The following is an 18,677-nucleotide window of genomic DNA, read 5'->3' on the forward strand; positions in this document are numbered from 1 at the left end:
ATGAATAGATCAAGTACTTGAGCGGAGATATTAGCTAGTCTGATGCGGGCCAGGGAGGCAATGTGGCTATGTTTCGCGGAATGAAAACCTCTTTCCAACCATTACATTGCCGTGTGCTCTGGGTTCTGCCACTTCTCGCCCTTCTTCAGGTCGGATGCAAGAAGCCCCCGCCGCCCCCTCCCCCGCCCCCGAAGGTGACCGTTTCTCACCCCGTGAAACGTGAAGTTACCGATTACCTGGAACTGACCGGCAACACCCAGGCCGTCAACTCTGTGCAATTGGTAGCTCGTGTTCCCGGGTATCTTGAGAAGGTCTTTTTCCGGGACGGGCAGATGGTCAACAATGGGCAACCGCTCTTTCAGATACAGCGGAACACCTATGAGGCCTCCCTCCGCCAGGCAGAGGGCCAGGTCATGGCGCTGAGATCGCAGCTTGAGTACGCCGAGGGTCAACTGATCCGATACTCCAACCTGTTGCCCCATAAAGCCGCTACCCAGACTGACGTGGACAACTGGAGATACCAGCGGGACTCTGCCAGGGCCAACCTGAAGGCTGCGGAGGCGAATCGGGACCTCGCAAGGCTCAATCTTGGCTACACCCTGGTCTCGGCCCCCTTTAGCGGACGGATTGATCGAAGACAGCAGGACCCGGGAAATCTGGTGGGCTCTGAAACGAACAACTCCGTTCTTGCCCAACTCATCCAGATCAATCCCATTTACGTATATTTCACGGTCAGCGACCTGGATCTGGCCCGGTTGCTCAAGTCAAACAGTCTTCCCGGCGTTGCCAAAACAGAAAAACGCCCCGTATTTATCGCCCTTGCACAGGAAGAGGGGTATTCGCACAAGGGGTATGTCGATTTTGCCGCCACAAGCCTCACCCCTACCACCGGAACGCTGCTGTTACGGGGAGTTTTCCGGAATCCGTCGGGAAGGATACTCCCCGGGTTGTACGCGAAGGTCCGTCTCCCGCTGGAAAGGAGGGTCGCCCTCCTGATTCCCGACACGGCGGTAAGAAGCGACCAGCAGGGGTCGTACGTGCTGACCGTCAACGGCAAGAATACGGTGGAGCGGCGCGCCGTCAAGGTGGGCCACCAGGAGGATTCCCTGCGCGTGATCGAACAAGGCCTTGACGGAAACGAATGGGTCATCGTCAAAGGCCAGCTGAAAGCCCCCTCCGGAAGCCGTGTCACACCCGTACGGGAGGATGCGGAGCCTGCGTCCACCCCTTCCCGCACTACTGCGGAACCGAAGGTCAAGCCGTGATTTCCCAGTTCTTCATCGAACGCCCCATCTTCGCCAATGTCATCGCGCTGGTCACGGTCATCATCGGACTGATCTTCCTGAATCGCCTGCCAGTGGCCCAGTACCCCCAGATTGTGCCGCCGACCATACAGGTGACCGCGCGCTACCCCGGCGCAAGCGCGGAGGTTGTCGCGGCAACCATCGGGGTCCCTATCGAACAGGCGGTGAACGGCGTGGAAGGCTCCATCTACATGTCGTCCACCAGCGGGAGTGACGGCTCCTATAGCCTGACCATCACCTTCGATGTCGGAACCGACCTCAACACCTCCCTTGCCCTTGTCCAGAACCTGGTAAATACCTCCCTGGCCCAGCTTCCGGGCGGGGCGCAGCAGCAGGGAGTCACCGTAAAAAAAGTCTCCCCCAACATCCTGCTGGTGGCCAGCCTCTATTCTGAGGATGAGAGATTCGAGGAGATCTTCCTCTCCAACTATGCCGTCATAAACCTGCAAAACCCGCTGGCTAGGCTCCCCGGCGTCGGCCAGGTACGGGTATTCGGCGCTGGTCCGTACAGCATGAGGGTCTGGCTCGACGCCAAGAGGCTCCAGAGCTTCGACCTCACCACAAGCGACATTCTGACCGCCATCCAGAGGCAGAACGTCCAGGTGGTGGCGGGACAGCTCGGCGCGCCGCCGGTTCCGGCGAGCCAGAATTTCCAGTTCACTGTTACCACCCTTGGCCGGCTCTCTGATGTGGGGCAGTTCGAAGATATCGTCGTCAAGACCGCAACCGGCCCGGCCCCGCAGGTGGTCCGGCTGCGAGACGTGGCACGGGTAGATCTGAGCCAGCAGAACTTCAGCAATTACGCCCGATTCACTGGCCACAAATCAGCCCAGATCGTGGTCTTCGCCCTTCCGGACGCCAACGCTATCGATGTGGCCGACAGCGTTTACAAGGCCCTGGACGGGATGAGCAAGAAATTCCCCGACGGGATGAAACACGCCATCCGCTACGACACCACAAAGTTTGTCAGGGAGGCGATCTCCAGTGTCTACGACACGCTCTTCATAGCCGCATTCCTGGTGCTCTTCGTCATCCTCCTGTTCCTGCAGAACATCAGGGCGATGCTGGTTCCGGCAACCACTGTGCCGGTCACCATCATCGGCGCCTTTATCGCCATGGCCGGACTCGGTTTCACGATTAACCTGATGACCCTGTTCGCGCTGGTGCTGGTCATCGGAATCGTGGTGGACGATGCCATCGTTATCGTGGAGAGCAGCTCGTACTATATCGAAAAGGGGCTTGCCCCAAAGGAGGCCACCATCAAGGCGATGCGGGAACTGACCGGGCCGGTGATGGGGATTACCCTTGCCCTGGTCGCGGTCTTCCTTCCGGCGGCCTTCTTCCCGGGAATCACCGGGCAGATATTTCGCCAGTTCGCCCTGGTAATCGCCTCAACGGCTGTGATCAGCGCCATCAACGCACTTACCCTGAAGCCGGTCCAGTGCTCCTTGTGGCTGAGGCCGCGCGGGGAAAAACAGCCTAACTGGTTCTACCGGGGATTCAACCGGGCGTTCCAGTCCTTCACCAATGTCTACATTGGGGTCGTTTCCCGGATGGTGAAGCGGCCGGTTCTGTTCGTTGTCATCTTCGCCATCATCGTCACAGCCTCTTTCCTGGTATTCATAAATCGCCCGCTCGGCTTTCTCCCCACCGAGGACCAGGGTTACGGCGTCCTGGTGTCCCGCATCCCCGAAGGGGCCTCACAGCCCAGGTCGGAGAAGGTGGCGGCGCAGATCAACGAGATTCTCAAAAGGACGTCCGGTGTCGACTTCTGGGTCCACATCGGCGGATTGTCGATCCTGGATGGTGCCAATGTCTCAAACATGTCCACCACCTTCGTCGTTTACAAGGACTGGAGCGAGCGGGGCTCCGCCCTGAACCAGGACAGGATCATAGCGAGCATCAATCGCCAGCTTGCCGAGGTCCAGGAGGCACAGGCGTTTGTGGTCATCCCTCCGCCGATCCGGGGCCTCGGCCAGACTGGCGGTTTCCAGATGATGGTGGAGGATCGGGGGAGCGTCGGTCTTGAACGGCTCAAGGATGCCGCTGACGAACTGATGCGGAGCGGCAACTCACGACCTGAACTGAAGGGCCTCGCCTCCACCTTCAGCTTAAGCAGCCCCCAATTGTACCTGGATATCGACAGGACCAAGGCGGAGGCCCTCCTGGTACCCATGTCGAATGTCTTTGAAACCCTCCAGGCATACCTCGGCTCCTCGTTCGTGAACCTCTTCAACAAATACAACCAGGTCTTCCAGGTCTATATTCAGGCCGACAGCCCTTACCGCATCAGGCCCGAAGACATTGGAAAACTCTACGTCCGCAACCAACGGGGAGAGATGGTTCCCCTCGGCGCCCTGATTAATGTCAGGCAGACCCAGGGCCCCGAACTGATAACCCGGTATAACCTCTACCCGGCCGCCGCCATTTTCGGCTCCGCCGCCCCCGGCTTCAGCTCCGGTCAGGCCCTGACCCTGATGGAGCGAATGGCCGCCGAAAAGCTCCCTGAGGGAATTGACTTCGACTGGACCTCCACCAGCTTCCAGGAAAAGAAGGTGGGCAAACAAGCCTACTTCATCTACGCCCTCTCCGTCATCCTGGTCTACATGGTCCTGGCGGCCCTGTACGAAAGCTGGACTTCGCCCGCAGCGATCATTCTGGTGGTCCCGATAGCGCTGGTCGGAGTCCTTCTGGCCCTCATCATCCGCGGTTACGACAACAACCTCTATACCCAGGTGGGGCTGGTGCTGATGATTGCCCTGGCGAGCAAAAACGCCATCCTTATCGTGGAATTCGCCCGCGACCTCCACCACGAAGGGATGTCCATAGCCGAGGCCGCCATCGAGGCAACCCGCCGCCGGTTCCGCCCGATCGTCATGACCTCGTTCGCTTTCATCCTGGGAGTCGTTCCGCTTGTGGTCGCGTTCGGTGCGGGTTCAGCGGGCCAACGTGCCATCGGCACCGTCGTCTTCGGAGGAATGATCTCCTCCACCCTACTCGCCATCCCGTTCGTTCCGGTGTTCTATGTGGTCCTGGAACGTATGAGTGACTGGGTAGGCAATTGGCGCGCAAAGAGGACCCTGCGTCGATAATTCGCTAACCACTATCGCTGATCCGCTATGACTTGATCCTGCTCCGTCCGATGATCAGACATCCGGCGAGCGCGGCGACAGCGGCCATCACCAGATTGACCACGAGAAACGCCCTGCTGGTGCCGCCATGTTCCAGTTTTCCCCATAAGATACCGGCAAGGACGCTTCCCAACGCCTGACCGCTCACTCTGGCGATGGACAGAAGGCCCGAGGCGACCGTGTTCGTCCCCTCGGGAGCCTGTGACAAAACGGCGGCGTTGTTGGCAGCCTGGAACAGCGCCCTCCCGATGCCGATGCCCATCAAGCCGATGATAACGGACCCGCTGAGCCCTTGGCCCAGGGAAGCTGCCATCAGCACGGCACTTCCCAGCCAGCTTACCCGGTCATACCCTCTACTGTCGGACATCTTTCCGCACGATGGGCCGGCGACCATGAGCATGACGGGCGGAACCAGCATGAACAGCCCCACCTTGGCGGGAGACATTCCTCCCGCTTCCAGATAGAAGGGCCAGATGAGGTTGGTGCCGAAGGAGTGGATGAAAAAGCAGACGGTGGAGGCCAGTGCCAAAATGAAACGGGGAGCACGGACAATCCTTCGCAGTCCCTCGACAAGGCCGACACCCATAAGTTCGGTCAAACGGCTTGACAACAACAACGCCAGCAAGCCGAACGGAAGGTTTATGTAGAAGATGGAACGCCACCCTAACCATTCAACCAGGAAGCCCCCGAGGGGCGGGCCGATCAGGGTACCTGCGGCCACCGAGCCGGAAACCATGCCCAACGCCCACCCCCGGTGCTCCCTGAAGGTAGCGGCAGTCATCCCCGGGACAAGGCCGACGATGCCGGCACCGGCGATTCCCTGGAGAAAACGGAGTACAAGCAGCGTCTGAAGGTTGGGAGAAAAGGCAAGAAATTGGGAGATGAGGGCGAACGTAGCCAGGGATATGCGGTAGACCCTGACCGTCCCGATCCGCCCGGCAATACTTGAGAGGGGAAGAAACGCAAGGGCGGAACCGACCAGATAGAGCGAGATTGCCCCCTGGACTGCGCTGGCATCGGTTCCAAAATGGGCGGCGAGGGTCGGCAGGGCCAGGTTGAGTGCGCTGGAATCGACCGTTGAAAGGATGACTCCTATCAGGAGCGCGGCCAGACGAAGGTCCATGCGAGGTGGTGCGGCTTCAGTCATCATTCAAGGTGCATCGACTTATATCCCGGTCATTTTATTCACGACCTTCTTGACAAGCTTTCCTTCTACTGCAGAGACATAGCTCCTGAAATGGTCGGTCTTCATGTGCTGCTCCAGGGAGGCCATGCTTTCCCAGTTCTCGTAAAATATGAACACGCCAGGATCTTCGTTGTCCTGATGGAGTCTGTACTCGATGCATCCTCTCTCCCGCCGCGTCGGGTCGATCAGCTTGAGAAGCTCGGCTTTCACCGGTTCAACAAACTCCTTTTGCACTACAACCTTTGCAACAACGGTTACGGCCATGTTTTCCTCCATTTGCGAAATTCATTGATTTATATGCAACTGGTGATTACCACCGGACCTGATTGAGTCTGGCAAAGCCCATCCGGCGGTGCACCAGAGAATACACCATTTTACGAAAAAAAGCCTTGAGCGTATTCTTTCGGGAGGTTTACTTTCCTCCGTGAGAAGCACCCAAGGCTTTTCCGAGCCTTGAACGGTCAAAATCGTTGATGTCCAGAATCCTGGAGCGACCATTCAAGGCTCATTTCAAGCCCTGCATGGCTTTTCGTCCTTTTTGACTTTTACTGACCAAAGAGGGAACCACGCAGGGCTTGCCAGCCTTGTTCATTCATAGTGACCAATAGTTTTTCATTGGTGTACTAAGAATCCTGCAAGGCTGGAAAAGCATCTCTGACTTTCTTTTCGGTGACTGTTATTGCCATCGACAAGAGGTCATTGAGGCTTTGACTCAAGTGTACCTTCCAGTTTGGATATGTCAAACAACCCAGGTAAATTTTTTTTCAGCTGCCAAGGAGTGCGACGCCAGGCGACTGGCAGCAGGTTCGCACGTGCCACCGGCTCTCCTAAAAATCTAGCCTTACGTGAACTGGTGTGAATAAATGACATCTCCGGGCTGCCGCTCAACCTCGACAGTCTTTGCCTGGTAATCGTAGGTATAGGTCAGATAGCAGTTTACCCGCGGATCATTCAGGATATTCGGAGTGAATGCCACCAGGTTCGTCCCCGCACTCCGGGCCGACGGAGCCAACAATCCGGGATGCCCTTCCTTCTGCAATCGCTCGGCTATTTGCTGCGTGAAGCTGTAATCATCGGAAACGAGATCCGGATACCGTTTTTCCTTGCCAACCAGGTCGATGAGAACAGCGCGGGCGCGGACCAGATAGACAGCCCTTTCCCGTACCAACCGCCCCGTTAACCCTTCAACCTTCGCTTCCTCTCGCATCATATGGAAGACGGTTTCATGGATAGTGGTCTCAAACTGCAGGGAACCATACCACACGCCGAACGTCCCGTTCCCATAGCGCGAAAGCAAAAATGGCTCTTTGGCGAACGGGTAGTCTATGGCTGTTGTGTAGTGAAAACCTCTATCGAGCAGGCCGATAGGAATAAGTTCTTTAACTCTTGCTTCAGCAACGGTCGCGTACTGACTCTGGCCCGCCTCGTCGGTGAGATCGTCAAAAAGGTCGACCGATTCACGCAGGGAAACAATATTCCGGAATACGTCGCCCTGGAAATCGTTGGTCTTTACAAACAGGGCCTTCACTAGAGCCCCCGGTAATAGTCGAGATACCGTGCCACCCTGGCGAGCCCGATAATTCCCTGTTCCTTCATAACCGCCAGAGGGGTGAGATTGTTAAAGGCCGTGTTGCGCCGATTCACCCAGGAATAACGGATTTCAGGATTGTATGGGTAGAGCAGCCGCAATGACTTATGGATCGCCAGAAGATACCCGACCCGGTCAAGGGAATCGCGCCCTTCCGGCAACGCCTCGCCTTTTGCGTACCTCGCGAGAAGCCCGCGACTCTTTGGGCTCAGTCCCAACAATTCCAGTTGGTCGGCAGTCGACAGCCCCCAATGGGTAAAGAGCTTCATGATTATTTTGGCCAAAGCACCGCGCGCTTCCGTGGTGTGCAGGTCAATTTCCGAAGGTCGAGTCTGAGTCAGCAGCATCTTTGAGCACCTCTCTTTGTGTTACATATTACACTCATGATGTGCAATATACAACAAGAAGAGTCTACTTGCGCTCAACCTTAATTGCCAGAAACAGGCACTACTCAGGCATTGTGCTGGCCCGGTTCCACAAAGTAATTTTCCCATGCGGCGTCTATGGCCTCTTCTGTCATCCGCACTCCGCGATGCTTGTACCGCGAATTGTCAATGATGTGATCGACGATATCGCGGGGGTGGCACGCAGCCAGCTTTACCCCGGACTTTCTGTAATGCCCCATCAACCGCTCGAACACCTGGGGCTCGAAGGCAATGCCATTACGATCGCAGACCTTTCTGAAAATTGCCTCGAATTGTTCAGTAGATGGCCTATCAACTTTAATCTTGTACCGTATCCTTCTGAGGAATGCCTCGTCCACAAGCTCGGCAGGTTCGAGGTTAGTGGCAAAAATAACGAAAAGGTCAAAGGGTATCTGTATCTTTATCCCTGTATGCAAGTTGATGAAGTCTACCCTCTTTTCCAGCGGGAAGATCCACCGATTGAGAAAAGCCCGAGGCTCGATCTGCTGTCGTCCGAAGTCATCGATGATAAAAAGTCCATTATTGGCCTTCATCTGCAACGGCGCTTCGTAATATTTGGCGATGGAATTGAAATCAAGGTCAAGCATGCGGGCGGTCAGTTCGCCGCCAACCACCACAACCGGTCTCTTGGTAACAACCCACCGCTGGTCCAGTTCATCTGGCGGGTATCCTGTTTCAGCCAGCTCATGGGTCACTGGATCAAAGATATTCACGATCTGCCCCATCACGATGATCGCATAGGGAATCAGAATCGTGTCGGGCAACATTGCTTTGATGTTCTCGGCCAGAGCGGTCTTGCCATTCCCCGACGGGCCATACATGAACAGTGATTTCCCTGAGGCAATTGCCGGCCCCAGGCGACTAAAGAAATTATCCTCGATCACCAGATGGGAATAGGCCTTGCGAAGTACCCCTTCATCAAGAGGAATGCCGTTGATGGACTGAGTCACAACCATAGTGTGATAAACGTCCAGGGGGACTGGTGCCGGACCCACGTAACGGCAGATATCCAAAAGATCCTGGGCCCGCTTTCTCCCCAACTCCGTGATCCTGAACCGGTATGTTGACGTCGCGTACCCTTCGGCACTCAGAACTTCCACGATTTTGCCGCGACGCAGCATTTCCACGCTGGCATCAACAATAGAGGCCGGGAGCTTGATCCTTTCCTCCACATCGACAAGGGTGAATTCACTCATAAAAACGATGTGTTTTGTCACGAGATCGGCGATAAAGGAAAGTTCCAGCCCCGTATCCTCGACCCTCACTGGTGGTGGCGGAATCTGCCTGAGCAGCCTCACTAGGTCACTGTCCTGCACATAACCCAGCGCCTCGAGATTGTCCCCCAGCTTCCCCTTGTGAATGCGCTGTCGCTCAAGGCCTTCATGGAGTTGTTGTTCAGTAACAATTCCAGCACTGACCAGCATTTTGCCCAATTGCCTTCCCATGCCCCCCCCTAAAATCCGAACATGACATATTTGTACAACATATAACTCAGACAATAACCGCATGCTCCGCGTGGGACCAACCAAGCGAAATAACCAAATCCTGTCATTATTTTCTGCCTACCCGGCCGAACCGATAACAACCTCCAATGATTTTAAAGAGTTATAATTTTAATGTGTTTATAACAATAAAAACGTAAAACTTCAAAAAAATAGACAGTTATATGGTTTGACAAACTTAGTAACGCCAATTATTATGGAAGTCAAATACTATTCAGTCAGTGAAAACATGTTTTATTTTATAGCATTTTTTGGTTATTTAACGGCATTGCATGAACTGCTTCGCGTGCACGACATATAAGCAAGAAGAAACTCTGCCCCCTCCAAAGGCACCTCCCATCTGCTTTTGTCAGCAGAACCAAGGAAGGTGGTTGTGATTTTTTCGGGTTAATCCCGGTAGAGCATGAATCTTGCAGCAAACAAACCAACGAAAAGGGGGGACAGAGAACGAAGGACTAAATGAATAGCGGCAGTTCTGGCAAGTATCAATCAAAACAGAGGAGGAGAATGGTATGAAACAACTTATCAATTTCATTAACGCACTTTATGCACGGTTCTTGCTGACAGCACGGGACCAAAAGGGACAGGGTCTTGTGGAATATGCACTCATCCTGGTTCTTGTTGCCATTGTGGTCATTGCCATGCTGATGAATGTCGGCGGATCGTCCAACAACGCATTCAGCACCGTCAACAGTGCACTGGTACAACCTTCGTAAGAATTTTTTGGCTGACCGAACCGGTTATCTTTCAATGAGGGGAATAATCTTCCCCTCTTTTTTACCCTCAAGCCTTTGAAAGTTTATTGCTGGGATTGATCGTGATGAAAGGAGGATTTCAATGGGGCACGTCTTGAAAAATTGCACCTCGGTACGCGTGTGCTTAGACCGTATTTTCAGGAATGAACGGGGTCAAGGCCTTGTTGAATACTCCCTTATACTGCTTATGATTGCTGTCGTTGTATTCCTTATGGTTCAAGGGCTCGGCTCTACTACGAACAATTCCTTCAGTGCCGTCAACTCGGCGTTCACAGCTGGATCGTGAGTCGAGCATCAACTATAGTTGGTGGAATCACCATGAAAGCGAAATTCTCTCATCAAACGAAACAGAAAGGCCAGGCGTTGGTAGAGTTTGCGCTTGTCCTCCCCCTTTTAATGCTGCTTGTTTTCGGCATGGTTGAATTCGGTAGGGCCATGTATATCAAGAACATGCTGAACAATGCCGCCAGAGCAGGCGCCAGGGCAGCAGTTGTGACTCCCAACTTAGCGCAAAATTTATCGTATTCTTTTGCCGCCCGTGGCACCGATGCAATCCAGCAGACGATTTACGATGGACTGCAATACGTCGATAAAAATACTGCAACTGCTAATTTAGCGGTGACTGGAAATAACCCCGCGAGATCTGGTGATATCGTTACAATTTCCGTAACCTGCAATTTCAATTCTGTAGTTCCAAGACTGATACGAATCGCAAACACCCTGACAGGAGCGGCGTCGATGCGTTATGAATAAATAATTATCAAGCATCTTTTGGAGGGACTATGACACGGCCTAATGCTGCAATTGTGGTAACTGCAATTGCCCTTCTCTTCGCAGGACTCGCTTCCTGGGGAATTTACTCGTACCTGAGCAAAGAGTCTGCCAAATCCAAGGCCGCCTCAGGTCAGGCAATCGTTGTGGCGGCCGTGGATATGCCCATCGGAGCCAAACTATCCGCAGCACAGCTTAAAACAGCGAACGTACCGACTGAAAACATTCCCCAGGGGAGTTTCACTGCGCCCCAGCAACTGGAGGGACGCATCGTTGTCCGCCAACTCACCGCCGGAGACACCATAACCGAACAGAAACTGATGCCCAAGGAAGGGGCCACGGCCACCGGGGTCATGACCTACATCGTTCCCCAAGGGCATCGGGCCGTTACCGTTGGCGTCAACGAGGTGGCAGGCGTGGCCGGCTTCCTCGCCCCCAACAACCGGGTTGACGTGGTCCTCACCGCTGATATGCCCAATTCACCAAACAGCACCATCAGCAAAATAGTCCTGCAGAACGTCCCCATCCTGGCCACCGGCCAGATAACTGAACAGAAGGAAGGCAAGCCGGTAATCGTACCGACGGTGACTCTTGACCTCACCCCCGATGACGCGGAAAAGCTGGTGCTCGCCTCCCACAAGGGATCCCTTCAGCTGTTGCTGAGAAACATCATCGACACGGCAGAGGTCGATTCCAGGGGTGCCACCATCGCCAAAGTTATAAGCGGCGCAGAACGCCCCGTGGTCCGCGTTGCCGCTGCCCCTGCTCAACCGGCCAAGCGAGTGGCAAGATCCGTGAGAAAATCCGCTTCGCCCTCCCCTCCCCTGTCGGTAACCGTTGAAATCATCAAGGGGAAAGAGAAAACAACCAAACAGTTCTCTGAATAATTCATGCTGAAGCGATCCTACCTTAATGTTATGTATGAGGTGCCCCAATGAATCTGTCTGGAAATATAAAGAGACTGCTCACCGTGCTTGCATCGGTTGTGGTTCTAATCTCTGCCGTTACGGCAGAAGCAGGAATTCCTACCGAGGTAACGATAAACAAAAGCGTGCTGCTTAACTTGAAAAATCCTGCCGTTCGGGTGTCGGTCGCCAATCCGGCCATTGCAGACCTGACCCTTATCTCGCCGAAGCAGATACTGATAAACGGCACAACTGTCGGAGTGACCACTATACTTGTATGGGAAAAGGGAAATGCAAATCCGTCATTTTTTGACCTTCAAGTTCTTGATGCCATTGAACTTTATGGTCCCAAGGATAATCGGCAATTAAAGTCACAAGCGAAATATCAAGTTGAATCACAAATTCATAAATTCGCTCCAAATATTGAAGTTGAATTTGCAAATAAGACCATTGTACTTACCGGAACAGCGTGTCGACAAAGAGACATTGATAAAGCGAAACACATAGCCGATGCGTATGCTGAAGAAAAGGTAGTGATTACTAAGAAAGCTGAAGTTGCAGGTGTCGTTGAACAGAGTAAAGAAGAAATTGTGCCATTAGTGCTTGACCACATCCAGCTAGATGACAAATGCTCTGAACAGGTGCTTCTCCAGGTAAAGGTCGCCCAGGTTGACAAAACAGCCCTTAAAAAACTGGGCTTCAGTGCAATGGTGAAACAATTGGACGGAGAAGGTTTTACCAACTTGATCGGAGCCCCCAGCGGATCAGCTAGAAGATTTGGAACCGGGCATGCAGGCGATGGGGAGGGTGAAAACATCGCCGGAAACGTGGTGGGACTGGGGAGTCTCGGCCCCCTAGCCCCCTATCAACTCGGTTTTTCATATTTCCCTGAAGGAATTGGTGCGGTTCTGCAGGCACTTAGTACTAAAGGGTATGCCAAGATCCTGGCGGAACCGAACCTGCTGGTTAAAAGTGGTCAAAAGGGGAACTTTCTTGCAGGGAGCCGGATTCCCTACAATGTCGTCACCAGCACGGGGGGAACGGCAACCACCTCGATTGTGTTCGTCGATGTTGGCGTGAAGCTGAATTTTGCTCCCGAGGTATCGGACAACGGACTGATTAAGCTGAAAATCGATCCTGCCGAGGTAAGCACCATCACGGGAACACTTGAAGTGAACGGCTACCCGATTATCGATACCAGGACGGTCAATACCAACGTCGAATTGAAAGACGGCGAAAGCCTCGTGCTTGCAGGTATGCTGCAGGAAGACCAGATCAGGACCATGTCCAAGATTCCCCTGCTTGGCGATATACCAATCCTTGGCGCCCTGTTCCGTTCAACCGAGAATGACTTGAAAGAAAAAGAGCTGGTGTTTTTCATTACACCCAAACTCATCAAACCATCGGCACCCGGCACGAAAACCGAGCTTCCCACTGACAAGGAACTGACTCCTGAACAGGAGAGGGAATTGCAATGGATACCAACGGGCGAATGATAAAGATCCTGAACAACAGAAGAGGTGTGGCGACTGTCTACATCGCCCTGATGCTCATGGTCCTGATCGCATTTGTGGGGATGGCCGTCGATCTGGGATACATGTATGTCGCGAAGGGCCAGTTGCAGAATGCGGCTGATTCAGCTGCGCTTGCTGGAGCCGCAAAACTCAATGGCAGTGCATTTACTATCCAGACAAGTGCGAGAAGGCTGGCGGTAAATTTTGCTGGCGCGAATGTTGCGGCAACTGGCAGTGTTGTCATTTCATCAGACTTCAGCAATGATTTGAGTGCAAATAATGATATTACGGTTGGCAACTGGAACCGAAACCTTTCCCCAAAATTTTCGACGGCAAGAACCCCCATAAATGCAGTGCAAGTAAGAGCCAGAAGGACCGGCAGCACAGATGCCGCCGGGGCTTCAATCGGGGGACAGGTCGATCTCTTTTTGAGTAATGTATTTGGCAGGCCAAGAATGAGTGCTTCGGCGGAAGCGATAGCAGCGCGGGTACCATCGGCAACTTCTCCTTATTTCATGATCGGCCGCCAGACATGCTCAACTTCTCTACCAAGGAGGCTTTACATAGGTCCAGATACAGGAAACCCAACGCCGACTTCATCGGGTGAAATGGCATGGACGTCCTTCCTGGCAACCCCAACGGCGCCAGGGTTCAATGTCAGTGATCTCATTTGCGGAAAAACGACCCCTAACGTTGAAGTATGCAACCAGCCGTTATATTCAACCCAAGGAACAGGAAATTCGGTATATCAGGATATTGAAGCTGATTTCTACGATCCCTATTACGACGCAGGCAATAAAGAGTTCCAAACAGATGCTCTTGGCAACTTTGTAACAGATCGGCAAACCGGCGACCGAATTGTTACAAAATGGACTGTCTCAGCTCCTGTCACTGAAACTAATAATCCAGGCTTACAGGGCCCCAATGACCCACATGTAATATGGGGCTACGCTAAAATCAGAATCAGTAGGGCGTGCGGTTCTGGTGGCGGCATGCCCTGTGGCGGAGCAAGACGATATTTTGCTCCTTCCGGAGTTTGTACTGGCGGTGGAAAATTTGTTGAAATAGACCAGATCACCTGCGTTGATTGTGCGAGCAGCGCTGCAACGCCGGGAATCAAACCAAAACTCGTCCAGTAACATCGGATAAATTTATTTTAGAAGAACAGGATCTTTGTTTTATGCCCTCTAGCATCTCCCTCATCATCATCGACAGCGACCGCTATTCGCGTAATGCCATTGAGGATCATCTCAAACTTTTTGGCAACAAGATATCCCTGCTCGGTTCCGTCGGCGATCTTCAGGACGGGCTGAGGCTGGTCCACGACAGGAACCCGGCAATCGTCATTCTTGAAGTGAAGGAACTGGAAAAAGGGGTGGATACCATCCGCTCCATTCTCTCCCGCTACCCCCGCACTTCGATTTTCGTTACGGCTGTTGAAAAGAACCCGGACTGGATACTGAAGCTGCTGCGGGCCGGGGCGGTTGAATACCTTGTAAAGCCGGTCGAGAAGATAGAACTTCTGGAGGCGCTGCAGAAGGCGGGAAGGCTGTGGGAGTCCCGGCAGCCTGATGATGCCCCATCCGGCAAGATCATCACCGTCTACAACCCCATCGGCGGCATGGGTACCACCACCGTAGCGGTGAACGTGGCGGCGGCCCTTGCCGCCAAGAACGAAAAAGTCGCCTTGGTGGACCTCAACCTGTTCAGCGGCGATGTGGCAACCTTTCTCGATGTCACCCCGCGGTACACCCTGAGCAGCGTCACTTCCAACATATCCCGGCTCGACGCCAGTTTTCTGATGAGCGTCATGACCAGGCACTCTTCGGGGGTTTACGTATTGACCGAACCGATGGAGGTGGAGGACACGGCAGGGATAACCCCGGATCAGGTCAACCGTGTACTGGCCTTTCTTAAAGGGGTTTTCTCCTACATTGTCATCGATACCGGCGGGCCGCTGTTCGGCTGCAATATGGCCACTTTCAAGAACTCGGACCACATCCTGTTCACCACGGTCCTCAGCCTCCCTGCCCTGAAAAACGCCAAGCGCTACCTGACAGCCATGGACAAGCAGGGCCTTACCCGGGACAAGATCACGGTGGTGGTGAACCGCTACCTGCCAAAGGCGGATATCAAGGTTGAAGATGCATCAAAGGTTCTGGACTGGAAGGTTTTCATCACGGTCCCCAACGAATACGCAGAGGTGGTTTCATCCATAAACAGGGGAGTGCCCATTGTGAAGCTCTCACCCCGGTCGGGCGTGAGTTCGGCCATTGTCAAACTGGCCGATATGTTGAAATAGCCGCAATTGATTTATGCAGGCAGGAGGTGTGCTGTGCTGTTTACTGAACAATTCATGGGGAAAGAATCCCCTTCCATCGAGAAGAATCTCCTCTATTTCCAGGAAGTGAAAACCAGAATCCACCGTCGGCTCATCGAGCGGATCGATCTCGGGAAGCTCGACCTGCTGAAAAGCGGTGAACTGGTGCGAGAGATCGGGCTCATCACCGAAAGTCTCATTCACGAAGAGGGAGTACCGCTCAACTCTTCCGAAAAAGAGCGGATTATCGTGGAGGTTCAGCATGAAACCCTCGGCCTGGGCCCCCTCGAACCGCTTCTGGCCGACCCGGACATCTCGGATATCCTGATCAACGGCAGCTCCAGTGTCTACATCGAAAAGCACGGCAAACTGGAAAAGGTCGATGTCATCTTCCGCAATAACAATCACCTCATGCAGATCATCGAGCGGATCGTCTCGAAGGTGGGGCGGCGGATCGACGAATCGTCCCCCTACGTGGACGCGCGCCTTGCCGACGGTTCGCGGGTCAACGCCATCATCCCCCCCCTGGCCATTGACGGGCCGGTGCTCTCCATCCGCCGCTTCGGTGTCGAGCCGCTCAAGATCGGTGATCTTCTGCGCCTGGGCGCCCTTGACGAGAGAATCCGTCTTGTCCTGGAAGGGGTGGTAAAGGCCCGGCTGAACGTCCTCATATCCGGTGGTACCGGCACGGGAAAAACCACGCTGCTGAACGTGCTTTCCGAGTACATTCCGGGCAGCGAGCGCATCCTTACCATCGAGGATTCGGCCGAACTAAAGCTGAAGCAGGACCACGTGGTCCGCCTGGAGACACGGCCGCCGAACATCGAGGGGAGAGGCGAAGTCACTCAGCGGGATCTGGTGAAAAACGCCCTGCGGATGCGGCCAGACCGGATCATCCTGGGCGAGGTGCGGGGGGGCGAGGCCCTCGACATGCTCCAGGCCATGAACACCGGCCATGACGGCTCCATTTCCACCATCCACGCCAACACCACGAGGGATGCCATGGCCCGCCTCGACACCATGGTTCTCATGGCGGGGATGGATCTGCCGGAACGGGCGATCCGTGAACAGATCGCCTCTGCCATCAACGTCATCATCCAGTTGGTGCGGTTTCCGGACGGAACGCGGAAGATCGTCAACGTTTCCGAGATTACCGGCATGGAAGGAAGCACCATCGTCATGCAGGATATTTTCACGTTCCATCATCGCGGCATTGACAAAGATGGAAAGGTTGTGGGCGAATTCAAGGCTAGCGGCGTACGCCCCCGGTTCGCCGAACGCCTGAAAATTGCAGGGTTCGAGCTTCCTCCGGGCATCTTCCAATAAAGAGGAGCGATCCGTGATAGCAGTCGTCATCCTGACATTCATTGCCGTTTTTCTGATAGTGTGCGCCCTCTTCTTCGCCGTTACGGCTGCCAAGGAGTCATCCGCGGCTGTGCTGAAAAGAAGATTGCGGCGCATGGCAGGCTCATCGTCCGACCTCTTGAGCATGCCCGACGATCTGCGGACGGAAATCATCAAGGAAACTCCACCGCTCGACCGACTGTTTTCCCGTATCCCCGCGCTGCAGAATGTCGAACGCCTGCTCGACCATGCCGGTCTCAAAATCACCCTGACCAATTTTCTCCTCTATTCCTTTGTGGCGACGGTGGTCATTTTCGCCGTTGTCTATATCCTTTCCCGGAGATATCTCCTGGCCACCGGCTTTTCGGTGGTGACAATCGTCGGCATCTTCCTGTTCCTGTACTACAAGAAGAACCAAAGGCTGGACAAGTTCACCGAACAACTGCCGGAAGCACTGAACATGATGTCTCGCTCCCTGCGGGCCGGCCACTCCCTTACCAGCGCGGTGGAACTGGTTGGCGATGAAATCGCTGAACCGGCCAAGGAGCTCTTCAAGACTGCCTACGAGCAGCAGAAACTGGGGCTGAGAATCACGGACGCCCTTATCAACATGGTTGACCGAATCGACTGCGTGGATCTTCGTTTTTTTACCACTGCGGTCAGCATCAACAGCGAGGTGGGGGGCAATCTTGCTGAAATTCTCGACAAGCTTGCGGATACCATCAGGGAAAGGCTCAAGATCAAGAGACAGGTGCGGGTTTTTACCGCACAGGGGCGGATGTCGGGCTATGTGCTCGGGGCATTGCCTATTGTCACCTTTCTCATTTTCAACATGATCATGCCGGGATACGAAGATGTTCTGATCAAAGAGCGGGAAGGCCAATACATCCTTGGGTACGCCATTATTTCACAATTGCTGGGCTTTCTGTTCATCCGCAAAATCATCAATATCAGGATTTAGGGTGACCCGATGCTTACGATAATCACCGTATCGATCTTTATTTCCGTGTCGCTGCTGACCGTCGCCCTGCTCTACCCGTACCTGACCCGCGGAAGCATCGTCAAGGAGCGGCTGGAGAAACTGTCCACCACCCAAAAGAGCGAACCGGAAACGTTCTCTCTGATCAAGGAGAAAACCCCCCTGCAGCTATTCCTTGCCAGGATGGGGAGCAAGATTACCCAGTCTAACAAGGAGCAGTCAAAGTACGTGAAGATGCTGCTGGCTGCCGGCTACAGAAAAGAATCCCTCTACATCTTCCTTGGGAGCAAGATCATCCTTGCCGTTGGGCTGCCCGTAATCTTCATTCTTCTCTATGCCATTCCCAAGGGTGCCCTGGCGCAGATGCAAACCATGCTTTATGCGGTGATGTTTGCCATCATTGGGTATCTGCTCCCCAGCTACATCGTCCATCGGAAGGCGGAAAAACGTAAGCTTCTGATGTTCCAGACTCTCCCTGACATACTCGATCTTCTGACGGTTTGCGTGGAGGCTGGCCTCAGCATTGATGCGGCGATGATCCGCGCAAGCGAAAACCCGCAGTTTCGTGGAAATCCCCTGGCTGAAGAGGTAAAGGTGGCTGCCATGGAAACCAGGGCGGGCAAACCGCGCTCCGAAGCCCTGAGAGACATGGCGGAAAGAACGTCGCTGGAAGATATGAGGGCATTCGTGATGATGCTGGTGCAGACGGAGAAATTCGGCACGAGCCTCAGCCAGGCGTTACGCATTCACTCCGACACCCTTCGCACCAAGAGGCGGCAGTATGCCGAAGAGGCTGCGGCCAAGACAGCGATCAAGATGCTCTTCCCCCTGGTGTTCTTTATTTTCCCGGCTCTGCTGGTGGTAATCCTCGGGCCTGCCATGTTCAAAATCAGACTCCTGTTCCAACACTAAGCATTAACGAATTTGATTGGATAGTATTTTCTATGGGCAAA

General features: G+C 54.1%; 16 protein-coding genes. 11 read left to right on the forward strand and 5 right to left on the reverse strand.

The annotated features are described in order from the left end of the window. Positions 1–80 precede the first annotated feature (80 nt). On the forward strand, positions 81–1,265 hold the full coding sequence (locus tag KI811_RS05230; RefSeq protein WP_246551448.1) for an efflux RND transporter periplasmic adaptor subunit: 1,185 nt from the start codon (positions 81–83) through the stop codon (positions 1,263–1,265). Further along, positions 1,262–4,396 (forward strand): efflux RND transporter permease subunit, encoded by a 3,135-nt coding sequence (locus KI811_RS05235; protein WP_214185424.1) that lies wholly within the window; start codon positions 1,262–1,264, stop codon positions 4,394–4,396. Before KI811_RS05230 ends, KI811_RS05235 begins: the two co-directional genes overlap by 4 nt. Before the next feature lie 25 nt (positions 4,397–4,421). Here the strand turns inward: KI811_RS05235 and KI811_RS05240 are convergent, their stop codons facing one another. From KI811_RS05240 to KI811_RS05260, 5 genes are all read right to left on the reverse strand, one after another. After that, positions 4,422–5,585, reverse strand: coding sequence for an MFS transporter (locus KI811_RS05240; protein WP_246551382.1), 1,164 nt, complete (start codon positions 5,583–5,585; stop codon positions 4,422–4,424). Positions 5,586–5,600: 15 nt separating this feature from the next. Then, complete coding sequence (locus KI811_RS05245) at positions 5,601–5,885, reverse strand: putative quinol monooxygenase (RefSeq protein WP_214185425.1); 285 nt, start codon at positions 5,883–5,885, stop codon at positions 5,601–5,603. 577 nt (positions 5,886–6,462) lie between these two features. Beyond that, entirely contained in the window at positions 6,463–7,149 is a 687-nt protein-coding gene (locus KI811_RS05250) for an RES family NAD+ phosphorylase (RefSeq protein ID WP_214185426.1), read from the reverse strand. Beyond that, positions 7,149–7,556, reverse strand: a complete 408-nt coding sequence (locus KI811_RS05255; protein WP_214185427.1) for an MbcA/ParS/Xre antitoxin family protein — start codon at positions 7,554–7,556, stop codon at positions 7,149–7,151. Before KI811_RS05255 ends, KI811_RS05250 begins: the two co-directional genes overlap by 1 nt. Positions 7,557–7,660: 104 nt before the next feature. Beyond that, complete coding sequence (locus KI811_RS05260) at positions 7,661–9,079, reverse strand: cyclic di-GMP-binding domain-containing protein, MshE-related (protein WP_214185428.1); 1,419 nt, start codon at positions 9,077–9,079, stop codon at positions 7,661–7,663. 569 nt (positions 9,080–9,648) lie between these two features. On the opposite strand from KI811_RS05260, the gene KI811_RS05265 reads away from it, so the two are divergent. From KI811_RS05265 to KI811_RS05305, 9 genes are all read left to right on the forward strand, one after another. Further along, positions 9,649–9,852: a Flp family type IVb pilin gene (locus KI811_RS05265; protein WP_214185429.1), complete on the forward strand. Its 204-nt coding sequence runs from the start codon at positions 9,649–9,651 to the stop codon at positions 9,850–9,852. 357 nt (positions 9,853–10,209) lie between these two features. Beyond that, positions 10,210–10,644 carry a TadE/TadG family type IV pilus assembly protein gene (locus tag KI811_RS05270; protein WP_214185430.1) on the forward strand — a complete coding sequence of 145 codons (435 nt, stop codon included), beginning with the start codon at positions 10,210–10,212 and terminating at the stop codon, positions 10,642–10,644. Positions 10,645–10,673: 29 nt separating this feature from the next. After that, entirely contained in the window at positions 10,674–11,549 is an 876-nt protein-coding gene (cpaB, locus tag KI811_RS05275; protein WP_214185431.1) for a Flp pilus assembly protein CpaB, read from the forward strand. A gap of 47 nt (positions 11,550–11,596) precedes the next feature. Further along, complete coding sequence (locus KI811_RS05280; RefSeq protein ID WP_214185432.1) at positions 11,597–13,063, forward strand: type II and III secretion system protein family protein; 1,467 nt, start codon at positions 11,597–11,599, stop codon at positions 13,061–13,063. Further along, complete coding sequence (locus KI811_RS05285; protein ID WP_214185433.1) at positions 13,042–14,220, forward strand: pilus assembly protein TadG-related protein; 1,179 nt, start codon at positions 13,042–13,044, stop codon at positions 14,218–14,220. The genes KI811_RS05280 and KI811_RS05285 overlap by 22 nt, the downstream gene beginning before the upstream one ends. Before the next feature lie 41 nt (positions 14,221–14,261). After that, the gene (locus tag KI811_RS05290) at positions 14,262–15,383 is read left to right on the forward strand and encodes a CpaE/TadZ family protein (RefSeq protein WP_214185434.1); all 1,122 of its coding nucleotides are present in this window, start codon (positions 14,262–14,264) and stop codon (positions 15,381–15,383) included. Positions 15,384–15,416: 33 nt separating this feature from the next. Further along, positions 15,417–16,727, forward strand: coding sequence for a TadA family conjugal transfer-associated ATPase (locus tag KI811_RS05295; RefSeq protein ID WP_281875556.1), 1,311 nt, complete (start codon positions 15,417–15,419; stop codon positions 16,725–16,727). A 13-nt stretch (positions 16,728–16,740) separates the two neighbouring features. Beyond that, the gene (locus tag KI811_RS05300) at positions 16,741–17,706 is read left to right on the forward strand and encodes a type II secretion system F family protein (RefSeq protein ID WP_214185435.1); all 966 of its coding nucleotides are present in this window, start codon (positions 16,741–16,743) and stop codon (positions 17,704–17,706) included. Positions 17,707–17,715: 9 nt separating this feature from the next. Continuing rightward, positions 17,716–18,636: a type II secretion system F family protein gene (locus KI811_RS05305; protein ID WP_214185436.1), complete on the forward strand. Its 921-nt coding sequence runs from the start codon at positions 17,716–17,718 to the stop codon at positions 18,634–18,636. Positions 18,637–18,677: the final 41 nt, after the last annotated feature.

Source organism: Geobacter hydrogenophilus, assembly GCF_018501225.1.
GTDB classification, from domain to species: Bacteria; Desulfobacterota; Desulfuromonadia; order Geobacterales; family Geobacteraceae; genus Geobacter; species Geobacter hydrogenophilus.

Excerpts from the sequence above, each read along its gene's own strand:
- KI811_RS05240 (WP_246551382.1), bottom strand. The coding sequence starts at position 5,585 with ATGATGACTGAAGCCGCACCACCTCGCATGGACCTTCGTCTGGCCGCG.
- KI811_RS05270 (WP_214185430.1), top strand. The coding sequence starts at position 10,210 with ATGAAAGCGAAATTCTCTCATCAAACGAAACAGAAAGGCCAGGCGTTG.
- KI811_RS05245 (WP_214185425.1), bottom strand. The coding sequence starts at position 5,885 with ATGGCCGTAACCGTTGTTGCAAAGGTTGTAGTGCAAAAGGAGTTTGTT.
- KI811_RS05255 (WP_214185427.1), bottom strand. The coding sequence starts at position 7,556 with ATGCTGCTGACTCAGACTCGACCTTCGGAAATTGACCTGCACACCACG.
- KI811_RS05290 (WP_214185434.1), top strand. The coding sequence starts at position 14,262 with ATGCCCTCTAGCATCTCCCTCATCATCATCGACAGCGACCGCTATTCG.
- cpaB (WP_214185431.1), top strand. The coding sequence starts at position 10,674 with ATGACACGGCCTAATGCTGCAATTGTGGTAACTGCAATTGCCCTTCTC.
- KI811_RS05280 (WP_214185432.1), top strand. The coding sequence starts at position 11,597 with ATGAATCTGTCTGGAAATATAAAGAGACTGCTCACCGTGCTTGCATCG.
- KI811_RS05260 (WP_214185428.1), bottom strand. The coding sequence starts at position 9,079 with ATGGGAAGGCAATTGGGCAAAATGCTGGTCAGTGCTGGAATTGTTACT.
- KI811_RS05265 (WP_214185429.1), top strand. The coding sequence starts at position 9,649 with ATGAAACAACTTATCAATTTCATTAACGCACTTTATGCACGGTTCTTG.
- KI811_RS05230 (WP_246551448.1), top strand. The coding sequence starts at position 81 with ATGAAAACCTCTTTCCAACCATTACATTGCCGTGTGCTCTGGGTTCTG.
- KI811_RS05285 (WP_214185433.1), top strand. The coding sequence starts at position 13,042 with ATGGATACCAACGGGCGAATGATAAAGATCCTGAACAACAGAAGAGGT.
- KI811_RS05305 (WP_214185436.1), top strand. The coding sequence starts at position 17,716 with ATGCTTACGATAATCACCGTATCGATCTTTATTTCCGTGTCGCTGCTG.